This is a genomic window from Mesorhizobium humile (genome assembly GCF_033977215.1).
GTDB lineage: Bacteria > Pseudomonadota > Alphaproteobacteria > Rhizobiales > Rhizobiaceae > Mesorhizobium > Mesorhizobium humile.
In genome coordinates, this window is the sequence record NZ_JAVIIV010000008.1 from 87,768 (window position 1) to 106,441 (window position 18,674).

The window sequence follows — 18,674 nt, forward strand, 5'->3', positions numbered from 1 at the left end:
AGGCCTCACTCGACTTCGAAGATCGCTTCGATCTCGACCGCGGCGTTGAGCGGCAGCGAGGCGGTGCCGACGGCGGAACGGGCGTGCTTGCCCCGCTCGCCGAGTGCCGCGACCAGGAAATCGGAGGCGCCGTTGGCGACAAGATGCTGTTCGACGAAATCCGGCGCGGAGGCGACGAAGACGGTGATCTTGACCACGCGCCTTATTTTTTCGAGATCGCCGAGGGCGGCCTTGGCCTGCGCCAGGATGTTGATGGCGCAGAATTTCGCACCTTCCTTGCCGGCTGCCGTGTCGATGTCGCGGCCGAGAAGACCGCTTGCCTGCAGCTTGCCGTCCTTCAGCGGCAGCTGGCCGGCGGTGAACAGCGTGTTGCCGGTGCGGCAATAGGGTACGTAGTTGGCGGCGGGCGCGGCGGCGGCCGGAAGGGTGACGCCAAGATCGCTTAGCCGCTTTTCGATTGTTTCGCTCATTGGTTTTCCCTATTGCTGGAAGACGCCGCGTTGGCCGGGCCGAAATTGCTATTTTTGCCTCGCTTCCGCCACGACTTTTTTTAAGCTGGACCATCTTTCCCTGCGGCCTGCCTCGCGGCCGTAACGATCGGAGTAACGCATGCGCGCAACGCGCCTTTTTCTTGCCGCCGCCTGTCTCTCGGCGGCGCTTCCGATGGCGCCGGCCTTTGCGGTGCCGGCGCTGCAGGCACATCGCGCGGTCTACGATCTGACGCTCAGCAAGGCCTCCGACCGTTCAGGCATTACCGGCATCACCGGCCGCATGGTCTATGAGTTCAACGGCTCCGCCTGCGAAGGCTATACGGTCAAGTTCCGCTTCGTCACGCAGATCGTCACCAACGACAACACCAGGCTGACCGACCAGCAGACGACGACTTTCGAGGACGCCGAGGGCAAGACCTTTTCCTTCGTGACGAAATCCTTTGTCGACCAGAATCTCGACAAGGAAGTCAAAGGCACGGCCACCAGGGAAGCGAAGGGCCTCAAGGTCGATATCGACAAGCCGGAGAAGAGCAGCCTCGAGCTCGCGGCGACACAGTTTCCGACCCAGCATCTGGTCGAGCTGATCGGCAAGGCCGAAAAAGGCGAGAATTTCTACCAGACCAATCTGTTCGACGGCTCCGAGGACGCCAACAAGGTGATGACCACCACCGTCATCGTCGGCAAGAAGACGGAAGCCAACAAGACGGATCCGGAAGCGCCGGCGCTGGCCAAGCTCGCCTCCGACAAATACTGGCCGGTCGACATCGCCTATTTCGACGATACCGACAAAAGCGGCGAGGAGGTGCCGGAATACCGGATCAGCTTCAAGCTGCACGAGAACGGCATCACCCGCGACCTCGTCATGGACTATGGCGACTTCTCGATGACAGGCAAGCTGGTGAACCTGTCGCTGTTCGACCAGACCAAGCCTTGCCCGGCGTCGAAATAGCAGCGCTTTCGCTTGCAACCCCAATCGCTAGACGTCGTGTGTGGGGATCATGGGATGCGGCAGGCCTGATGGCGGTTTATGTCGATGCGGCGATCTGGAAGTGGGCAGGCCGCCGCTGGTGCCATCTGCTCGCCGACGAAACCGAGGAACTGCACCGCTTCGCCGCCCAGCTTGGCCTCAAGCACTCGACCTATCAGGGACCGCCCAAGACCTCGGCGCCGCATTACGATATAACCAGTTTCGAGCGCACCCGCGCCGTGCGGCTTGGCGCTATCGAATGCAGCCGCGAGGAGATCGTTGCCGTCTTCCGCCGCGTTCGGGTGCCAAATGGGAAGGTGAAACGATGACCGTGACGGCATTTCTGGCTTATTGCGCCGCAATCACACTTGCCGCCGCCACACCTGGCCCTGCGATGTTCGCTGTCATCACCAATGGCATCTCGCGCGGCTTCGTGCGCGCGTTCATGGCCGGCGTGGGGGTCGCTGCGGGCGACGCCGTGCTGGTCACCCTGACGTTGGCCGGCCTGGTGGCCTTGGCCCAGACCTTCGAGTGGGTTTTTCTTTTGCTGAAATATGCCGGTGCTGCTTACCTGATCTTTCTCGGCGTCAGGATCTGGAGAGCCGCTGTTGCCGCGCAATCGGATGGATCCCATCAAACACCGGTCCGGCTGTCGCGGTCTTTCTTTCTCGGCGCATCGATCGCGCTCGGCAATCCGAAAGCGATGCTGTTCCACGCTTCCATCATGCCACTGATCCTGAACCTTGATGCGATGACTTTCGCCGATGGCCTGCTCGTGGTCCTTGTCGTGATCAGCGTCAACATCGTCGTCATGGGGCTCTATGCCGCGATGGCGGGGCGGGCGGCCGGATGGTTCCGGACCCCGAAGCGCATACGCCTCATGCACAGGCTTGCCGGCGGCGCGATGATCGGCACAGGTGCGCTGATTGCCGCACGTTGAGCCGTGAAGCGATGCATGGCTTGCGTTTATAACGCATCCCCTCTATATGCGCGCTCATTCCACACACGGACTTTGGTGTCTGCCCGGGAGAAATCCGGCTGAAACCTCCGGTGGCATCAGGACACATGTCCGAAATGCCTGTGTCCGTGGAGGCCAACCGGAAAGGAAATAAAGAATGGCTCTGCCAGATTTCAGCATGCGCCAGCTTTTGGAAGCTGGTGTTCACTTCGGCCACCAGACCCACCGCTGGAACCCGAAGATGGCGCCCTACATCTATGGCGCCCGCAACAACATCCACATCATCGATCTGTCGCAGACAGTGCCGTTGCTGCACCAGGCTCTGAAGCAGGTGTCCGACACCGTCGCCAAGGGCGGCCGCGTGCTGTTCGTCGGTACCAAGCGCCAGGCGTCCGACATTGTCGCCGACGCCGCGCAGCGTTCGGCCCAGTACTATGTCAACTCGCGCTGGCTGGGCGGCATGCTCACCAACTGGAAGACGATCTCGAACTCGATCCAGCGCCTGCGCAAGCTCGACGAGACGCTGGCCGGCGAGGCCCAGGGCCTCACCAAGAAGGAGCGGCTGAACCTCGACCGCGAGCGCGAGAAGCTCAACAAGGCTCTCGGCGGCATCAAGGACATGGGCTCGACGCCGGACCTGATGTTCGTCATCGACACCAACAAGGAAGCGATCGCCATCCTCGAGGCCAAGCGCCTCGGCATTCCGGTCGTGGCCATCATCGATTCGAACTGCGACCCGGACAAGATCGACTTCCCGATCCCCGGCAATGACGACGCGGCCCGCGCCATCCAGCTCTATTGCGACCTGATCGCCAAGGCCGCCATCGACGGCATCGCCCGCCAGCAGGGCGCGCTCGGCGTCGATATCGGCGCCTCGGCCGAGGCTCCGGTCGAGCCGGCGCTCGACACTCCGGCTGCCGAAGCTCCGGAAGCTTGATAAGGAAGGCCGGGTCCCGGCCTTCATCTTTCCAATAAATTGGCGCGCTAAAGCGCTTTTGCCGAGCGCATCACCCGAGTCCCGGTTGGTGCGTCGGCGCATTTTGAACCAAGAGGCGACAATGAGCATTTCGGCTGCACAGGTCAAAGAACTCCGCGACTTGACCGGCGCGGGCATGATGGACTGCAAGGCGGCGTTGAACGAAACCAACGGCAATATGGAAGAGGCCGTCGACTGGCTGCGCAAGAAGGGTATCTCCAAGGCCGACAAGAAGGCCGGGCGCACTGCCGCCGAGGGCCTGATCGGCGTTGACGCCGGCGTACGCGAAGCCGCCATCGTCGAGGTCAATTCCGAGACCGACTTCGTCGCGCGCAACGAGCAGTTCCAGGAACTGGTCCGCAACATCGCGAAGGTCGCGCTCGCCTATGGCACCACCGACGCGGTTGCCGCGGCCAAGTATCCGGGCTCCGACAAGACGGTCACCGAGACCGTCAAGGACGCTGTCGGCACCATCGGCGAGAACATCAATTTCCGCCGTTCGGCCAAGCTCACCGTGCCGCATGGCGCGGTGGCGACCTATGTCCACAATGCGGTTGCCGACGGCCTCGGCAAGCTCGGCGTGCTGGTCGCGATCGAGACCACGGGCAATGAACATGCAGCCAATGCGTTCGCTCGCCAGGTTGCCATGCATGTCGCTGCCACCAATCCGATGGCGCTGACAGCGGAACAAATCGATCCGGCAGCGGTCGAGCGCGAGAAGGCGATCTTTGCCGACCAGGCGCGCCAGACCGGCAAGCCGGAAGCGATCATCGAGAAGATGGTCGAGGGCCGCCTGCGCAAATTCTACGAAGAGGTCGTCCTTCTGAAGCAGGCCTTCGTGCTCAATCCCGACATCACCGTCGAGAAGGCGCTGAAGGATGCCGAGAAGGAGATCGGTGCTCCGGCCAAGATCACTGCCTATCTGCGCTTCGCGCTTGGCGAAGGCATCGAGAAAGAAACGACCGACTTTGCGGCGGAAGTCGCTGCCGCGGTCAAGAAATAGCTCTGATCCCAAGGGAGCGCCCAGCGTTTCCCTTAAGGTGACGAGCTCACGAGCTCAGGCGACTCGGCCGGGTGTCCGCATGGATGCTCGGCCGATTTCTTGTGCGGTGTCGATAAAAGCCCTGAGCTTCGGCGCCATCGATGCGCGGCGCGGGAAGTAAAGGAAGAGGCCGGGCTCCTGGATCGCCATCTGCGGCAGGATCTGGACGAGGCGGCCGGCCGCCAGGTCGGCGCGCACCAGCGGCTCGAACACGTAGGCGAGCCCGACCCCGGCCAGCGCCAGATCGATGGCGCCAAGCGAATCCGTGACGATGGCCGTGCCGCGCGTTTCGACGACGACATCCTTGCCGTTGTCGTTCAGGTCCCAGCGGTAAAGCGCGCCCGATCGGACCAGCCGGTAGCCGATGCAGTTGTGATTGGCGAGATCGGCCACGTCGCGCGGACGGCCGTGCTTAGCGATATAGGCGGGAGAGGCGACGATCACGGCTTTGAACGGCGGCGTCATCCTGACGGTGACCATGTCCTGCGCGATCATTTCACCCAGCCGGATGCCGGCGTCAAAGCCTTCGCCGACGATATCGATAAGTCCCTGGTCGGCCACGATCTCGACCGTCACGTCGGGGTAGCGTTCCGCCACCGCCGCAACCACCGGCGTCACCGCCAGGGGGATCGCTATGTTGGAGGCGTTGATCCTGAGCAGGCCGGCAGGCCTTCCCTTCACGCCGCGGATGCGGTCCATCCGCTCGCCGATGTCCTGCAGGGCCGGGGCCGCCGTCTCCACCAGCGCCTTGCCCGCTTCGGTCAGCGAGACGCTGCGCGTCGTGCGGGCAAAGAGCGGCTGGCCGATGCGCTCTTCCACCAGCCGCACCGCATGGCTGACGGCAGACGGACTCATGCCGAGCTCAGCCGCGGCGAGCGCGAAGCCGCCGCGCCGCGCCACGGCGACGATGACCGGCAGGTGCGTGAGCAAATCGCGATCCATTCATGAATGATATCGCACAGTCCATGCGAACAATGCAATCTTATCGACGCCTTTGAGCTGCTCCACATTATCGTCAACACGTCGGCGGCGGACTGATGCCCAAGGAGAGAAGAAATGAACGCATTGAGACATGTAACTTTTGCCGCTGGCATGGCGCTGGCGCCGATCGATGCCGGCGGCGCCGAGCCGGCCGGCTGGCAGGCGCTTACCGACGAGGGCGCCGTCATCCGCATCGCCGACGCCATCGACCGCGCGGTGGACGCGCAGGACTGGAAGCTCGCCCGCAGCTATTTCGCCGAGCGTGTCACCGCCGATTTCAGCAGCCTGTCCGGGCAGCCCGCAGCCAACATCGCTTCCGACGATCTGATCGGCGCCTGGGCGGGCAACCTCAAGGGCAGCAAGACCAGCCTGCATCTGCGCACCAACCATCAGGTCGCGCTTGAAGCCAACGCCGCGACTGTCCGTTCCAACGGCTATGCCTGGAACCGGATGGAAGGCAACGGCGACCCGCTGTGGGAAGTCTGGGGCACCTACGAGCACCACCTGACGCGCTCGGCGTCCGGCTGGAAGGTCGACGGCTTCACCTTCCGCATGACGCACGAGCGCGGCAATCCCTGGGTCAAGGCGACCCCCGGCCAGTAAGCGGCGGCAACCGGATCGAAACGGACACGACGATGACCATGACCTATTACACGTTGGGCAACAGCGGGTTGCGCGTCAGCCGGCTGGCTCTCGGCACCATGACCTTTGGCACCGAATGGGGCTGGGGTGCTGACAGGGACACCGCCCGCGCGATGTTCGACGCCTATGTCGAAGCGGGCGGCAATTTCTTCGATACAGCCGACCTTTACACCGGGGGCACCGCCGAGACCTGGCTCGGCGAGTTCGTCGCCGAGCGGGGCCTGCGCGACAGGGCAGTGATCGCCACCAAATTCACCATGAATTCCGAGGCCGGCAATCCGAATGCCGGCGGCAACGGCCGCAAGAACGTCATGCGCGCCGTGGAGGCGTCGCTGAAACGGCTCGGCACCGACTATATCGACCTCTACCTTCTGCATGTCTGGGACAGGATCACCCCGGCCGAGGAGGTGCTGCGCACGCTGGACGACCTCGTTCGCGCCGGCAAGGTGCGCCATATCGGCCTCTCCGACGTGCCGGCCTGGTATGCCGGTCGCGCCCAGGCGATCGCCGAACTGCGCGGCTACGAGCCGGTCTCGGCGCTGCAGCTCGAATACTCGCTGGCCGAGCGCGCCATCGAACATGAATACGTGCCGTTCGCCACCCGTCATGGCGCAGGCATCATGGCGTGGAGCCCTTTGGCCAGCGGCCTGCTCAGCGGCAAATACAGACCGACGCAAGCCGGAAACGCCGGGCGGCTCGACGGTTTCCGCAACACCACGCATCCCGGCTTCCAGAAGTTCAGCGACCGCAACTGGGCGATCGTGGCGGAACTCGAGAAGGTGGCCGCCGAGCTCGGCCGCAGCATGGCCCAGGTCGCGCTCAACTGGGCGGCGACGCAGCCGGGCATCGCTTCCGTCATCCTTGGAGCGACGAAGCCTGCGCAGATCGAGGATAATCTCGGCGCGCTCGATTTTTCGATTCCCGCCGAACTTCGCGCCCGGCTGGAAAAGGTCAGCGCCACGCCTGCGCCGTTCCCGCATTCCTATTTCGGCTCCGAGATTCAGGTCCGGGTGACCGGCGGCGCCGTGACCGGCGACAAGCCGGCCGGTTATTCGCCTCCCGTCATGATCGAAGGCGAGGCGGTCAGCATCTCAAGTAACTGATCAAAAGGCGGCAACTGACCCAAAAAGCCTGGAATTTTGCACGAGGGCGCGGCGTGACATCGCCGCGCCCTTCGTGTATCGGGTCAACCCGTCATGACAGCATCGCCGGATGAAGCGGGGGCGGTTTCGCCTCCAAAATTGCCGCGCCGAGATTTCGAGGAATGAGATGACGGTGAAGCCCCTCTATCGACGTGTCGTGCTGAAAGCTTCCGGCGAAGCATTGATGGGCGAGCAGCATTTCGGCATCGACGTCTCGGTCGTCGACCGCATCGCCGCCGACATCGCCGAGGCGCGCGCGCTAGGCGTGGAAGTGGGCGTCGTCATCGGTGGCGGCAACATCTTTCGCGGCGTCGCCGTGGCCTCGAAGGGCGGCGACCGCGTCACCGGCGATCACATGGGCATGCTCGCCACCGTCATCAACTCGCTGGCGCTGCGCACCTCGCTCAACAAGATCGGCGTCGACGCCGTCGTGCTTTCGGCGATCGCCATGCCGGAGCTCTGCGAGAGCTTTTCCCAGCGCCAGGCGACCGCCTACATGAACCAGGGCAAGGTCGTCATCTTTGCCGGCGGCACCGGCAATCCCTTCTTCACCACCGATTCGGCCGCGGCCCTTCGCGCCGCCGAGATCGGCGCCGATGCGTTGTTCAAGGGCACGCAGGTCGACGGGGTCTATTCGGCCGACCCCAAGAAGGACCCGAATGCGGTCCGTTTCGATCGTATCAGCCATGCGGAAGTCATCAAACGCGGGCTTGCGATCATGGACACCGCCGCGATTGCACTTGCGCGCGAAAACAACATTCCGATAATCGTCTATTCGATCCACGAAAAAGGTGGTTTCGGCGATATTCTGAGGGGCGGCGGCCATTGCACGGTCGTCACGGACAAGTAACAGGCGCCGGGATCCGTTACGCGGCTACGGAATCCTGGACCAAATAACGATAGAAGCAGTGAACCCGGCGAACGGGTCGAGGAGATGATCATGAGTGGCGAGTTCGAAGACCTGAAGCGACGCATGGACGGGGCGATCGCCGCCTTCAAGCACGATCTGGCTTCGCTGCGCACCGGCCGGGCGTCCAGCAACCTGCTCGACGCCGTCCAGGTGCAGGCATACGGTACGACGATGCCGATCAACCAGGTGGCCAATGTGACAGTGCCTGAGCCGCGCATGATTTCGGTCTCGGTCTGGGACAAGTCGATGGTCAGCGCGGTCGACCGCGCCATCCGCGAAGCCAATCTCGGCTTCAACCCGATCGTCGACGGCACCAATCTGCGGATTCCGTTGCCCGAGCTCAACGAGCAACGCCGCAAGGAACTGGTCAAGATATCGCACGGCTATGCCGAGAATGCCCGTGTCGCCGCGCGCCATGTCCGTCGCGACGGGATGGATTTCCTCAAGAAGGCGGAAAAGGACGGCACCATCAGCGAGGACGATCAGCGCAAGCGCTCCGACCAGGTGCAGAAGCTGACCGACGAGACGATCAGCACCATCGATCACCTGCTTTCCGATAAGGAAGCTGAAATCATGCAGGTTTAGGGGTCGGGTTTTCCGGCTCGAAAGCGAGACCATGGCAACGCCCGCGCATGTCGCGATCATCATGGATGGAAACGGACGCTGGGCCAAGGCGCGCGGCCTGCCGCGCCTTGCCGGACACCGCGCCGGCGTCGAGGCCCTGCGCAAGACGGTCCGCGCCGCGCCCGAGCTTGGCATCTCCTACCTGACCGTCTACGCCTTTTCCTCGGAGAACTGGTCGCGGCCGAAAACCGAGGTCAGCGACCTCATGGGTCTGTTGAAGCTGTTCATCCGCCGCGATCTCGCCGAACTGCACCAGAACGGCGTGCGGGTGAGGGTGATCGGCGACAAGGAGGGGCTGCAGCCCGACATCAGGGGACTGCTGCAGGAGGCCGAATCGCTGACCGCCGGCAACGAGTCGCTGACGCTAGTGATCGCCTTCAACTATGGCGGCCGTGACGAGATCGTGCGCACGGCGCGCAAGCTGGCGGATGCCGTCGCGCGCGGCGACATGGCGAGCGACGCGATCACGGCGGAAAGTTTTGCCGCGTCGCTCGACACAAAGGGCATTCCCGATCCCGAGCTGGTGATCCGCACCAGCGGCGAACTCAGGCTGTCGAACTTCCTTCTCTGGCAGGCGGCCTATAGCGAGCTCGTCTTCCTGCCTTGCTATTGGCCGGACTTCAGCCGCGAGCACCTGGCCGACGCCTTGCGCGACTTTGCCGGCCGCGAACGACGCTTCGGCGGGCTTGCCGCCCGCGATGTCGCGCTTTAGGCGCCGCCACGAATGAGCAACATCAAGCAGCGCGTCATCTCGGCAATCGTGATGGCGGCGCTGACGCTTGCGCTCACCTGGCTCGGCGGGTTGCCGTTCCGGCTGTTTAGCGCGGGAATCGCTGCGCTGATCTTCTATGAATGGACGCGCCTGGCGCGCGCCGGGAGCGGCGCGGCTCTCGGCTTCCTGCCGGAAACCCTGATTCTGGTCTTCATCGGCGCGCTGATCGCTGGGCTGCCAGCCTTGTGGCTGCTCTTGCTCGTCGCGATCCTTGTGGCGGTCGCGGCCATTGCCGCTCGGATCAAGGGGGCTGCGTCCTGGGAAGCCCCTGGACTTGCCTATGCGGCTCTTTCCGGCTTTTCGCTCGCTTTTCTCCGTGACGACAATCATTCCGGGCTGATTGCGATTCTCTTCCTGTTCGCCGTGGTCTGGGCGACCGACATTGGCGCCTATTTCGTCGGCCGCGCGGTCGGCGGCCCCAAGCTCGCGCCGTCGATCTCACCCGGCAAGACGCAGAGCGGCGCGCTTGGCGGCGCGGCAGGCGGCGTTGTTGCCGGATTGCTGCTGGCAGTTGCGGCCGGGGCCGGCAATCTCGTCCAGCTTGGCCTCGTGGCGCTCGCTCTTTCGATCGTTTCGCAGATCGGCGATCTGTTCGAATCATGGGTCAAGCGCCGGCACGGCGCCAAAGATTCGAGCAACCTCATTCCCGGCCATGGCGGCGTCATGGACAGGGTGGACGGGCTTGTCGCGGCCGCGTTCGCGCTGTACGTCATGGGCTGGATCGCGGCGGGCGCCGAGCATCCGGCATTGGGGCTGTTTCCGAACTGAACGACGCGGTAAGGCGAAAAATGGCGCGCGCCACGGATTCGCCCGGATTGATGCCACAGTCGCGGTGGAATGTCGCGCGTGGGCGAATTTGAGGGCATGACTTGAACGACATCTTTCACGCGGTCTTCAGCACACAAGGCTTCGTCCTTGGCACGCTGGTGCCGTTCCTGTTCGTGCTGACCGTGGTCGTGTTCGTCCACGAGATGGGCCACTATCTGGTCGGCCGCTGGTGCGGCATCGGGGTGAAGGCTTTTTCCATCGGCTTCGGCCCTGAGATCTTCGGTTTCTACGATCGCCGCGGCACGCGCTGGAAGCTTTGCGCCATTCCGCTTGGCGGCTACGTCAAATTCGTCGGCGATATGAACGCGACGTCGAGCCAGCCGAGCACCGAAGAGCTCGAATCGCTGACGGAAGCCGAGCGCGAGGTCGCCTTTCATACGCAACCCATATGGAAGCGGGCTGCTACCGTCGTTGCCGGGCCGCTGTTCAATTTCCTGCTGACGATCGCCGTGTTCACGGTGCTGTTTTCCCTCTATGGCCGTCCGGTCCTGGAGCCGACAGTCGCCGAAGTCACCAAGGGCAGCCCGGCGGAAAAGGCTGGAATCCTGCCAGGCGACCGATTCGTCAAAGTCGACGGCAGCAAGGTGGAGACCTTTGCCGACGTGCAGCGGCTGGTTTCGGGCCGGGCGGGCGACGCCATCACCTTCACCATGCTGCGCGACGGCAAGGAAATCGACGTTACGGCCACGCCGGAGCCCATGGAGCAGCAGGATGCGCTGGGCAACAAGATCAAGGTCGCGGTTATTGGCGTCGTCAACAACGCCGAACTCGGCCAGCCGCGCCTGATCTCCTATACGCCGGCCGGCGCCGTGGTGGCGGCGGTGGAGGAAACCGGGCATGTGATCGAGCGCACCGGCCAGTTCCTGCAGCGCTTTGCGCTGGGACGCGAGGACAAATGCCAACTGGGCGGTCCGATCAAGATCGCGAAGATGTCGGGACAGGCAGCCAAGCTCGGCTTCGAGTGGTTGGTGCAGCTTGTTGCATTTCTGTCAGTCGGGATAGGTTTTCTCAATCTCCTGCCGATTCCCCCTCTCGACGGCGGCCACCTCTTGTTCTACGGCGTGGAGGCCGTCATAAGGCGACCGGTTTCGGAGCGAATGATGGAGATGGCCTATAGGACCGGGCTGTTCCTGGTGCTGGGCTTCATGGGCTTCGTGTTTTGGAATGATCTGTTTGGATGCTGAAATCATGAAGAAATTTGGCTTCAGACCCGGTCGCATTGAGATGCCGTTTACCATGCGTGGGGATATGCGTGACGCGAAAGCCACGCGGTACGGTTAAGTAAATACAAATTAACCGGGAGCCTTGCGTGTAGGGAAAATCCGGTTAATACGGTAAGGGAAAATACCGCACGTCCGGTTTTCTCGCCGTGGGGACTACGAGAAAAAGGTACAAAAGCCCGATGAAGGCAGCATCCAAGTTTCTGAGCGCCGCTTCCGCGGCGGCTTTGTCCGCCGCTCTGGTCGTGCCAGGCGCGCTCGCAGTGCAGTTCGCTGCCACGTCTGTGGCTGAGGCCGCGGTCATTTCGCGTGTCGAGGTCAGCGGCAACCAGCGGGTCGATGCGGAAACCATCCGCAATTACATCTCGATCAAGCCGGGCAAGCCCTTCTCCAGCTCCGATATCGACGACGCCGTCAAGGCGCTGTTCGGCACCGGTCTGTTCTCGGACGTTCAGATCAACCAGGTCGGTTCGAGCCTGGTCGTCAAGGTTTCCGAGTACAAGGTCGTCAACCAGGTCCTGTTCCAGGGCAACAAGAAGCTGAAGGACAACGCGCTCCAGGCCGCCATCCAGCTGAAGCCGCGCGCGACCTTCTCTCAGCAGGCGCTTGATGCCGACGTCGAGGCGGTCAAGGCCGCCTACAAGCGCATCGGCCGCGACGACGCCGCCGTGACCACGCAGATCATGGATCTCGGCGACAACCGCGTGAACGTGGTCTTCAACATCAACGAAGGCGGTCGCACCCAGATCGCGGCAATCAATTTCGTCGGCAACCACGCTTATTCCAGCCGCCGCCTGTCGGATGTCATCAACACCAAGCGCTCGTCCTGGCTGTCCTTCGTGCTGCGCGACGACGTCTATGACGAGGACAAGCTGCGCGCCGACCAGGAACTGCTGCGCCGCTTCTACTACAATCACGGCTATGCCGACTTCCAGGTCGTCTCGGCCGTCGGCGAGCTTGATGACACCACCAACAAATACACGGTCACCATCACCGTGCAGGAAGGCGACCGCTATACGTTCGGCGACGTCAGCGTGGAAAGCACCATCCCGGAAGTCGACTCGAAGTCGCTGGAGTCCGCGGTCGAGACCCACAAGGGCGACGTCTACAACGCCAAGGACGTCGAGGATTCGATCGTCGCGTTGACCGAAAAGGTCGCGGGTTCGGGCTATGCCTTCGCCCAGGTGACGCCGCGCGGCGACCGTAATTTCGAGAACCATACCATTTCGGTCGTCTACACCATCGATCAGGGCACCAAGGCCTATGTCGAGCGTATCGAGATCCGCGGCAACGACCGCACGCGCGACTATGTCATCCGTCGCGAATTCGATGTCAGCGAAGGCGATGCCTTCAACCAGGTTCTCATCCAGCGCGCGAAGAAGCGGCTGGAAAACCTTGATTATTTCCAGTCCGTCGACATTTCGACCGTGCCTGGCTCGGCCCCTGACCAGGTCGTGCTCGTGGTCACCGTGGTCGAGAAGTCGACCGGCGAGTTCTCGGTCGGCGCCGGCTATTCGACCGGCGGCGACACGCCTGGCCCATCCATCGAGGGCTCGATCACCGAGCGCAACTTCCTCGGCCGCGGCCAGTACATCAAGCTGTCCGCCGGCGGCGGCAAGCATTCGCGCGACTTCGCCATCTCTTTCACCGAGCCTTATTTCCTCGGCCGGCGCATCGCGGCGGGTTTCGACATCTACAAGTCGACCCGCGAGTACAATCACTACAATACGGACACCACCGGCGCGACCGTCCGATTCGGTCTGCCGATCACCGACAACATTTCGACGCAGCTGGCGTACAATATATCGCAAGAGAAATATTCGATTGCCGATGGCTGTCTGGTAGGTGGCGTCTTCACCAATGGCAGCCCGTGCACGATCTCGCAGGCGATCGTCGACGGCGTTGCGGAAAGCCCTTGGCTCAAGTCGTCGGTCAGCCTCGGTCTGGTCTACAACACCATCGACGATATGAAGAACCCGCATGAAGGGCTTTATGTCACCGGCACGACCGAGTTCGCTGGTTTGGGCGGCGACGCCAAATGGGTGAAGGTGACCGGGCGTGCGAGCGTATACCAGACCTTGTCGGAACAGCTTGACCTTGTCGGCTTGGTCTCGGGCGGAGCAGGCTACATTGCGGGCTACGGCAATGGCGATCTCCGTATCTTCGATCTCTTCCAGAGCAACGATCGCATGATCCGCGGCTTCGAGTATGGCGGCATGGGTCCTGTGGCCAATGACAGCAGTGGTGATCACCTTGGCGGCACGACTTATTTCAATGCCTCGGCAGAAGCCCAGTTCCCGCTTCCGGTTATTCCGGAGAGCTTCGGGTTGCGCGGTGCTGTGTTCGCTGATGCGGCGACGCTCTATGGCAACAAACTTGCCGGCGTTAACCCGGATTCCGTCGGCATGAAGCTCCGCGCGTCGGTCGGTGTCGGCCTGATGTGGGCTTCGCCGTTCGGCCCGATCCGCATCGACTATGCGATCCCGGTCAAGAAAGAGTCGACCGACAACGTGCAGGAATTCAACTTCGGTATCGCGACCCGCTTCTGATTTCGTGGTTGCGAATGGTTCCGGGCCGGCTGACGGCCCGGAGTGGACTGATCCGACCCAGCTGGATATTGCTTCTGGAATGACCGATCCGGTGTTCTTCGCGCCTTCACGCCGGTATACGGCTGGCGAGGTCGCGAATCTGACCGGCGCCAGCCTGTTCGATTCCGCGCAGGCCGAAATTGCTATCGAGGCGCTGGCTCCCGCCAACGAGGGTGGCGATGGCGCGCTTGTCTTTGTCGACGGCAAGCGCAATTTCGCCTTGATGCAGTCGCTCAGGGCGGCCGCGGTCCTGTGCCCCGTCGATTTTGCCAGCAAGGCGCCGCCGGGCATCGCGGTGCTCATGCATCCACGTCCGCAACAGGCTTTCGCAATGGTCGGGCGGCTGTTGTTTCCGCAGGCCGCGACTCCGGGGCCAATGACCGGAGAAACCGGCATATCGGCGCATGCGTTCATCGATCCGTCGGCGCATGTCGAAGAGGGGGCGATCGTAGAGGCCGGCGCCGTGATCGGCCCCGGCGTATCCATCGGCAGCGGCACGGTCATTGCGCCTCACGCCGTTGTCGGCCGTTCCTGCCAGATCGGCCGCGACGGCTTCATCGGCCCCGGCGCCAGCATTCAATATGCGCTTGTCGGCAATCGCGTGATCATCCATGGCGGCGCGCGGATCGGCCAGGACGGGTTCGGCTTCGTCGGCGGCGCCAAGGGACCTGAACGCGTGCCGCAGATCGGCCGCGTCGTCATCCAGGACGATGTCGAGATCGGCTCCAACTCGACTGTCGACCGCGGCGCGATGTCCGACACCATCATCGGCCAAGGCACCAAGATCGACAATCTGGTGCAGATCGCCCACAATGTTCGCATCGGCCGCAATTGCATTATAGCCGGGCTTTCGGGTATTTCCGGTTCCGTGGTCGTCGGCGACAACGTCACCATGGGTGGCGGTGTCGGCCTCGCCGATCATCTGACCATCGGACCCGGGGCCAAACTTGCTGCGAGAAGTGGATTCATGAACAACGTGCCGGCAGGCGAGATCTGGGGAGGTTACCCGGCGCAGCCCATGGCGGAAGCCATGCGCGAGATAGCGATGCTGCGCAGGATGGCCAGGACGCGCAAGCAAGGCGACGGAAATGGCTGACATGGTGGCAACGACACTCGACGCAGTCGATATCATGGGGCTTATGAAGCTCCTGCCGCACCGCTATCCGTTCCTGCTGATCGACCGCATCGTCGACATAGATGGCGACGAGTCCGCTGTCGGCATCAAGAACGTGACCATCAACGAGCCGCATTTCCAGGGCCATTTTCCCCAGCAGCCCGTCATGCCCGGTGTGCTCATCATCGAGGCCATGGCCCAGACCGCAGGCGCGATCTGCATTCGCAGCCTCAACACCGAGAAGCCGTCGCTGGTTTATTTCATGACCATCGACAACGCGAAATTCCGCAGACCGGTCGTTCCGGGCGATCAGCTCAGGATCCACGTCAAAAAGATCAAGAAGCGCGGCAACCTGCTGAAATTCGCCTGCGAGGCGATGGTTGACGGCGCGAAAGCCGCCGAAGCCGAGGTTTCGGCCATGATGGTTACCGGCTGACGGTTCGAAATGCTCATGAAAGTCGAGACATCCATCCATCCTTCCTCGGTCGTCGAAGAAGGAGCCCGGCTCGGTGAAGGCGTCCGTATCGGACCCTTCTGCCATATCAGCGCCGATTCGATCGTCGGCGATCGCGTCGAACTGGCCAGCCATGTATCGGTGATGGGCGCCACGACCATCGGGGCCGGGACGAAGGTCTATCCGATGGCGACGCTCGGCGCGCCGCCGCAGAACACCAAGCACAAGGGCGGACGCACCACTCTGGTCATCGGTGAGAACTGCACCATCCGTGAAGGCGTCACGATGCATGTCGGCACCGACACCAGCCGTGGCGAGACAACTGTCGGCGACAACGGCAACTTCCTCGCCTACGCCCACATCGCCCATGATTGCGTCGTCGGCAAGAACGCCACCTTCGCCAACGGCGCGACGCTGGGCGGCCATTGCGAGATCGGCGACAATGTCTATATCGGCGGCCTGACCGCCGTTCACCAGTTCGTGCGCGTCGGCGACAATGCCTTCATCGGCGGCTGCTCAGCGGTTGTCGGCGATGTCATCCCCTACGCCATTGCCGTTGGCAACCGCGCCAGCCTGCGCGGCTTGAACATCATTGGCCTCAAACGCGCCGGTCTGCCGCGTTCCGAGATCTACCTGCTGCGCAAGGCCTATAGGACGATCTTCGATCGTTCCCACACCGTCGGCGAGAATGTCGAGCTCGCCAAGGCGGAGTTCGCCGGGTCGCCAACGGCCATGAAGATCATCGATTTCATCACCATTCGCGGCAAACGGCACTTTGCCGTGCCGTCACTCAAGGGTGACGACGACGATGACAATGGCGATGACGAGGGCTGAGCCGGCCAAGGCAGGCCTTGTACTCGCGCCTGGCTCCAGGGTCGGCATCATTGCCGGCGGTGGCAGCCTGCCCGTCGAAGTCGCGGATGGCCTGGTCAAGCACGGGTGTGTGCCCTTCATCATCATCGCCGCCGGTGAGGTCGACCGCGAGGCGGACTTCGCGGCCTACGATCAGGAAAAACTCGCGCTGGAAGAAATCGGGCTGCTGTTTCCATTGCTGAAGCGGCGGGGCATCACGCACCTTGTCCTTGCCGGCGAGATCAAGCGACGGCCGCGGCTGAGCAGGATAAAGCTGACACTTGGTCTGCTGGCGATAATTCCCGCCGTGGTCAGAGCTTTGCGACGCGGTGACGATGGCCTGCTGAAGATGTTGACCCAGGCGCTCGAAAAGCGAGGCGTCAAGGTCGTTGGCGCGCACGAGGTCGTTCCGGAACTGACGGCTGGCGAAGGCTCGTTGACGACGGCCGAGCCAAACCAGTCTGACTGGCGCGACATCGAGGCCGCCCGTAAGGCGGCGAAGGCCATCGGTGCGCTCGATATCGGCCAGGCAGCGATTGCGATTGGAGGCCGAGCCGTCGCGCTGGAAGGCATTGAAGGCACCGCCGGCCTGCTCGACAGAATGCGCGAGCTGCGCGGCCACGGCAGGTTGGCCGGCAAGGCGCGCGGCGTGCTGGTCAAATGCGCCAAGCCCGGCCAGGAATTGCGCGCCGACCTGCCAACCATCGGCCCGCAGACGGTCGAGGCTGCGCATGCGGCAGGCCTTGCCGGTATAGCCGTCGAGGCCGGCCGTTCGCTTATTCTCGAAGGGCCCGAAACGCTGGCGCGCGCCAATGCGCTCGGCCTGTTCGTCATCGGTCTGCCCGCAATGCAGCCGGCAAATGGGGAGCCGGCTAATGGTCGCTGACAAGCCGCTCAAGATCGCGATCGTCGCCGGCGAGGAATCGGGCGACCTGCTCGGCGCCGACATAGTCGAGGCGCTGAAACGGACGACAGGTCGCGACATCAGGCTTGTAGGCATCGGTGGCCGTCATCTGCAGGCACGCGGACTGGTATCTTTGTTCGACGGCAGTGAAATCGCGCTGATGGGGTTCAGCGACGTGCTGCGCGATCTGCCGCGCCTGGTCAGGCGAATCGGACAGACCGCGAGCGCGATCGCGGCTGAGAAACCCGATTGTCTCGTAACCATTGACAGCCCGGCCTTCTCGCTACGCGTGGCCAGGAAAGTGCGCGCCGCCGATCCGGCGATCCCCATTGTCCATTATGTCTGCCCGAGTGTCTGGGCTTGGCGGCCGGGCAGGGCGGTGGCGATGAAGCCTTATGTCGACCACATATTATGCATCCTGCCATTCGAGGTGAAGGCGCTCGCTCGTCTCGGCGGGCCACCCGGCACCTATGTCGGGCATCGCCTGGCGAAGGACCCTTTCGCGCTTGGCGCCGCCAAGGCGCAAAGCCTGTCGCGAGACCTTTCTAATGACCGTGTAAAGACGCTGCTCGTGCTGCCGGGCTCGCGACAGGGTGAAGTGCGCCGGCTGATCGAGCCGTTCGGCAAGACGATGTCGATCCTGCACCAACGCGGACATCGCTTGCGCCTGTTGTTGCCCACCGTGCCGCATGTCGCCGATCTGGTCAGGACATCGATCGCAAGCTGGGACGACAAGCCGGAGATCATCCTCGATCCCGAGCGCAAATGGCAGGCTTTCGGCAAGGCGGATGCCGCCCTCATCGCCTCGGGGACGGTGTCGCTCGAACTGGCTCTGTCCGGCGTGCCGATGGTGTCCTGCTACAAGCTCGATCCGATTGCGCACCTCCTTGTGCCGCGTCTGGTGACCGTCTGGTCGGCCCTGCTGCCCAACCTGATTGCCGATCGTGCTCTCGTTCCGGAGTTTTATGATCAGTATATCAGGCCGGAGAATCTGGCCCGGCACCTGGAAGCTCTGTTTGCCGACACCGGCATGCGCGCCTGGCAAAAAGCCGGCTTTGCCGAGATTGCCCGGCGCATGGCGACGGAGCGGCCCTCCGGCGAGATCGCCGCGGAGGTGGTGATGGGGTGTATCAGGAAGGCAGTAGGCAGTAGGCAGTAGGCAGTAGGCAGTAGGCAGTAGGTGTCATTTCCTATTGCCTACTGCCTACT

General features: G+C 63.0%; 20 protein-coding genes. 18 read left to right on the forward strand and 2 right to left on the reverse strand.

Going from position 1 to position 18,674, the window contains the following annotated elements; genetic code table 11:
• Positions 1-5 precede the first annotated feature (5 nt).
• A complete protein-coding gene (locus tag RFM52_RS14345; protein ID WP_320295708.1) occupies positions 6-470 on the reverse strand; it encodes a RidA family protein in 465 nt (154 codons plus the stop codon).
• Positions 471-609: 139 nt separating this feature from the next.
• Here RFM52_RS14345 and RFM52_RS14350 point away from each other — a divergent pair, with 139 nt between their 5' ends.
• The 5 genes from RFM52_RS14350 (at position 610) to tsf (ending at position 4,395) form a co-directional block, all read left to right on the forward strand.
• Positions 610-1,440 carry a cell envelope integrity EipB family protein gene (locus tag RFM52_RS14350; protein ID WP_320295707.1) on the forward strand — a complete coding sequence of 277 codons (831 nt, stop codon included), beginning with the start codon at positions 610-612 and terminating at the stop codon, positions 1,438-1,440.
• A gap of 68 nt (positions 1,441-1,508) precedes the next feature.
• Positions 1,509-1,787, forward strand: coding sequence for a DUF4031 domain-containing protein (locus RFM52_RS14355; protein WP_320295706.1), 279 nt, complete (start codon positions 1,509-1,511; stop codon positions 1,785-1,787).
• On the forward strand, positions 1,784-2,398 hold the full coding sequence (locus RFM52_RS14360) for a LysE family translocator (RefSeq protein ID WP_320295705.1): 615 nt from the start codon (positions 1,784-1,786) through the stop codon (positions 2,396-2,398). The genes RFM52_RS14355 and RFM52_RS14360 overlap by 4 nt, the downstream gene beginning before the upstream one ends.
• Positions 2,399-2,573: 175 nt before the next feature.
• Positions 2,574-3,353 (forward strand): 30S ribosomal protein S2, encoded by a 780-nt coding sequence (gene rpsB / locus RFM52_RS14365; RefSeq protein ID WP_040994986.1) that lies wholly within the window; start codon positions 2,574-2,576, stop codon positions 3,351-3,353.
• A gap of 121 nt (positions 3,354-3,474) precedes the next feature.
• Entirely contained in the window at positions 3,475-4,395 is a 921-nt protein-coding gene (tsf, locus tag RFM52_RS14370; RefSeq protein WP_320295704.1) for a translation elongation factor Ts, read from the forward strand.
• 54 nt (positions 4,396-4,449) lie between these two features.
• Here the strand turns inward: tsf and RFM52_RS14375 are convergent, their stop codons facing one another.
• A complete protein-coding gene (locus RFM52_RS14375; RefSeq protein WP_320295703.1) occupies positions 4,450-5,376 on the reverse strand; it encodes a LysR family transcriptional regulator in 927 nt (308 codons plus the stop codon).
• Positions 5,377-5,490: 114 nt separating this feature from the next.
• Between RFM52_RS14375 and RFM52_RS14380 the strand changes: the two genes are divergently transcribed.
• From RFM52_RS14380 to lpxB, 13 genes are all read left to right on the forward strand, one after another.
• The gene (locus RFM52_RS14380) at positions 5,491-6,018 is read left to right on the forward strand and encodes a nuclear transport factor 2 family protein (protein ID WP_320295702.1); all 528 of its coding nucleotides are present in this window, start codon (positions 5,491-5,493) and stop codon (positions 6,016-6,018) included.
• 32 nt (positions 6,019-6,050) lie between these two features.
• The gene (locus RFM52_RS14385) at positions 6,051-7,160 is read left to right on the forward strand and encodes an aldo/keto reductase (protein ID WP_320295701.1); all 1,110 of its coding nucleotides are present in this window, start codon (positions 6,051-6,053) and stop codon (positions 7,158-7,160) included.
• 166 nt (positions 7,161-7,326) lie between these two features.
• Entirely contained in the window at positions 7,327-8,049 is a 723-nt protein-coding gene (gene pyrH, locus RFM52_RS14390) for a UMP kinase (RefSeq protein WP_040987265.1), read from the forward strand.
• A 90-nt stretch (positions 8,050-8,139) separates the two neighbouring features.
• Entirely contained in the window at positions 8,140-8,694 is a 555-nt protein-coding gene (gene frr, locus RFM52_RS14395; RefSeq protein WP_140642694.1) for a ribosome recycling factor, read from the forward strand.
• Between the two features lie 31 nt (positions 8,695-8,725).
• On the forward strand, positions 8,726-9,445 hold the full coding sequence (locus RFM52_RS14400) for an isoprenyl transferase (protein ID WP_320295700.1): 720 nt from the start codon (positions 8,726-8,728) through the stop codon (positions 9,443-9,445).
• A 12-nt stretch (positions 9,446-9,457) separates the two neighbouring features.
• Positions 9,458-10,273: a phosphatidate cytidylyltransferase gene (locus RFM52_RS14405; protein WP_320295699.1), complete on the forward strand. Its 816-nt coding sequence runs from the start codon at positions 9,458-9,460 to the stop codon at positions 10,271-10,273.
• 101 nt (positions 10,274-10,374) lie between these two features.
• Positions 10,375-11,517: an RIP metalloprotease RseP gene (gene rseP / locus RFM52_RS14410; RefSeq protein ID WP_320295698.1), complete on the forward strand. Its 1,143-nt coding sequence runs from the start codon at positions 10,375-10,377 to the stop codon at positions 11,515-11,517.
• A gap of 218 nt (positions 11,518-11,735) precedes the next feature.
• Entirely contained in the window at positions 11,736-14,102 is a 2,367-nt protein-coding gene (gene bamA, locus RFM52_RS14415) for an outer membrane protein assembly factor BamA (RefSeq protein WP_320295697.1), read from the forward strand.
• Between the two features lie 79 nt (positions 14,103-14,181).
• On the forward strand, positions 14,182-15,237 hold the full coding sequence (gene lpxD, locus RFM52_RS14420; protein WP_320295696.1) for a UDP-3-O-(3-hydroxymyristoyl)glucosamine N-acyltransferase: 1,056 nt from the start codon (positions 14,182-14,184) through the stop codon (positions 15,235-15,237).
• Entirely contained in the window at positions 15,230-15,691 is a 462-nt protein-coding gene (fabZ, locus tag RFM52_RS14425) for a 3-hydroxyacyl-ACP dehydratase FabZ (RefSeq protein WP_320295695.1), read from the forward strand. The genes lpxD and fabZ overlap by 8 nt, the downstream gene beginning before the upstream one ends.
• Positions 15,692-15,706: 15 nt before the next feature.
• The gene (lpxA, locus tag RFM52_RS14430; RefSeq protein ID WP_320295694.1) at positions 15,707-16,543 is read left to right on the forward strand and encodes an acyl-ACP--UDP-N-acetylglucosamine O-acyltransferase; all 837 of its coding nucleotides are present in this window, start codon (positions 15,707-15,709) and stop codon (positions 16,541-16,543) included.
• Positions 16,530-17,447 carry an LpxI family protein gene (locus RFM52_RS14435; protein WP_320295693.1) on the forward strand — a complete coding sequence of 306 codons (918 nt, stop codon included), beginning with the start codon at positions 16,530-16,532 and terminating at the stop codon, positions 17,445-17,447. The genes lpxA and RFM52_RS14435 overlap by 14 nt, the downstream gene beginning before the upstream one ends.
• Positions 17,437-18,624: a lipid-A-disaccharide synthase gene (gene lpxB, locus RFM52_RS14440; RefSeq protein ID WP_320295692.1), complete on the forward strand. Its 1,188-nt coding sequence runs from the start codon at positions 17,437-17,439 to the stop codon at positions 18,622-18,624. The genes RFM52_RS14435 and lpxB overlap by 11 nt, the downstream gene beginning before the upstream one ends.
• The last annotated feature ends 50 nt before the right edge of the window (positions 18,625-18,674 follow it).

What these genes read in the sequence shown, in the direction of transcription:
- RFM52_RS14380 (WP_320295702.1), top strand. Translation starts at nt 5,491, where the DNA reads ATGAACGCATTGAGACATGTAACTTTTGCCGCTGGCATGGCGCTGGCG.
- bamA (WP_320295697.1), top strand. Translation starts at nt 11,736, where the DNA reads ATGAAGGCAGCATCCAAGTTTCTGAGCGCCGCTTCCGCGGCGGCTTTG.
- rpsB (WP_040994986.1), top strand. Translation starts at nt 2,574, where the DNA reads ATGGCTCTGCCAGATTTCAGCATGCGCCAGCTTTTGGAAGCTGGTGTT.
- RFM52_RS14360 (WP_320295705.1), top strand. Translation starts at nt 1,784, where the DNA reads ATGACCGTGACGGCATTTCTGGCTTATTGCGCCGCAATCACACTTGCC.
- RFM52_RS14435 (WP_320295693.1), top strand. Translation starts at nt 16,530, where the DNA reads ATGACGAGGGCTGAGCCGGCCAAGGCAGGCCTTGTACTCGCGCCTGGC.
- tsf (WP_320295704.1), top strand. Translation starts at nt 3,475, where the DNA reads ATGAGCATTTCGGCTGCACAGGTCAAAGAACTCCGCGACTTGACCGGC.
- lpxB (WP_320295692.1), top strand. Translation starts at nt 17,437, where the DNA reads ATGGTCGCTGACAAGCCGCTCAAGATCGCGATCGTCGCCGGCGAGGAA.
- lpxD (WP_320295696.1), top strand. Translation starts at nt 14,182, where the DNA reads ATGACCGATCCGGTGTTCTTCGCGCCTTCACGCCGGTATACGGCTGGC.
- RFM52_RS14375 (WP_320295703.1), bottom strand. Translation starts at nt 5,376, where the DNA reads ATGGATCGCGATTTGCTCACGCACCTGCCGGTCATCGTCGCCGTGGCG.
- RFM52_RS14350 (WP_320295707.1), top strand. Translation starts at nt 610, where the DNA reads ATGCGCGCAACGCGCCTTTTTCTTGCCGCCGCCTGTCTCTCGGCGGCG.
- RFM52_RS14355 (WP_320295706.1), top strand. Translation starts at nt 1,509, where the DNA reads ATGGCGGTTTATGTCGATGCGGCGATCTGGAAGTGGGCAGGCCGCCGC.
- RFM52_RS14385 (WP_320295701.1), top strand. Translation starts at nt 6,051, where the DNA reads ATGACCATGACCTATTACACGTTGGGCAACAGCGGGTTGCGCGTCAGC.
- lpxA (WP_320295694.1), top strand. Translation starts at nt 15,707, where the DNA reads ATGAAAGTCGAGACATCCATCCATCCTTCCTCGGTCGTCGAAGAAGGA.
- frr (WP_140642694.1), top strand. Translation starts at nt 8,140, where the DNA reads ATGAGTGGCGAGTTCGAAGACCTGAAGCGACGCATGGACGGGGCGATC.
- RFM52_RS14405 (WP_320295699.1), top strand. Translation starts at nt 9,458, where the DNA reads ATGAGCAACATCAAGCAGCGCGTCATCTCGGCAATCGTGATGGCGGCG.
- pyrH (WP_040987265.1), top strand. Translation starts at nt 7,327, where the DNA reads ATGACGGTGAAGCCCCTCTATCGACGTGTCGTGCTGAAAGCTTCCGGC.
- RFM52_RS14345 (WP_320295708.1), bottom strand. Translation starts at nt 470, where the DNA reads ATGAGCGAAACAATCGAAAAGCGGCTAAGCGATCTTGGCGTCACCCTT.
- fabZ (WP_320295695.1), top strand. Translation starts at nt 15,230, where the DNA reads ATGGCTGACATGGTGGCAACGACACTCGACGCAGTCGATATCATGGGG.
- RFM52_RS14400 (WP_320295700.1), top strand. Translation starts at nt 8,726, where the DNA reads ATGGCAACGCCCGCGCATGTCGCGATCATCATGGATGGAAACGGACGC.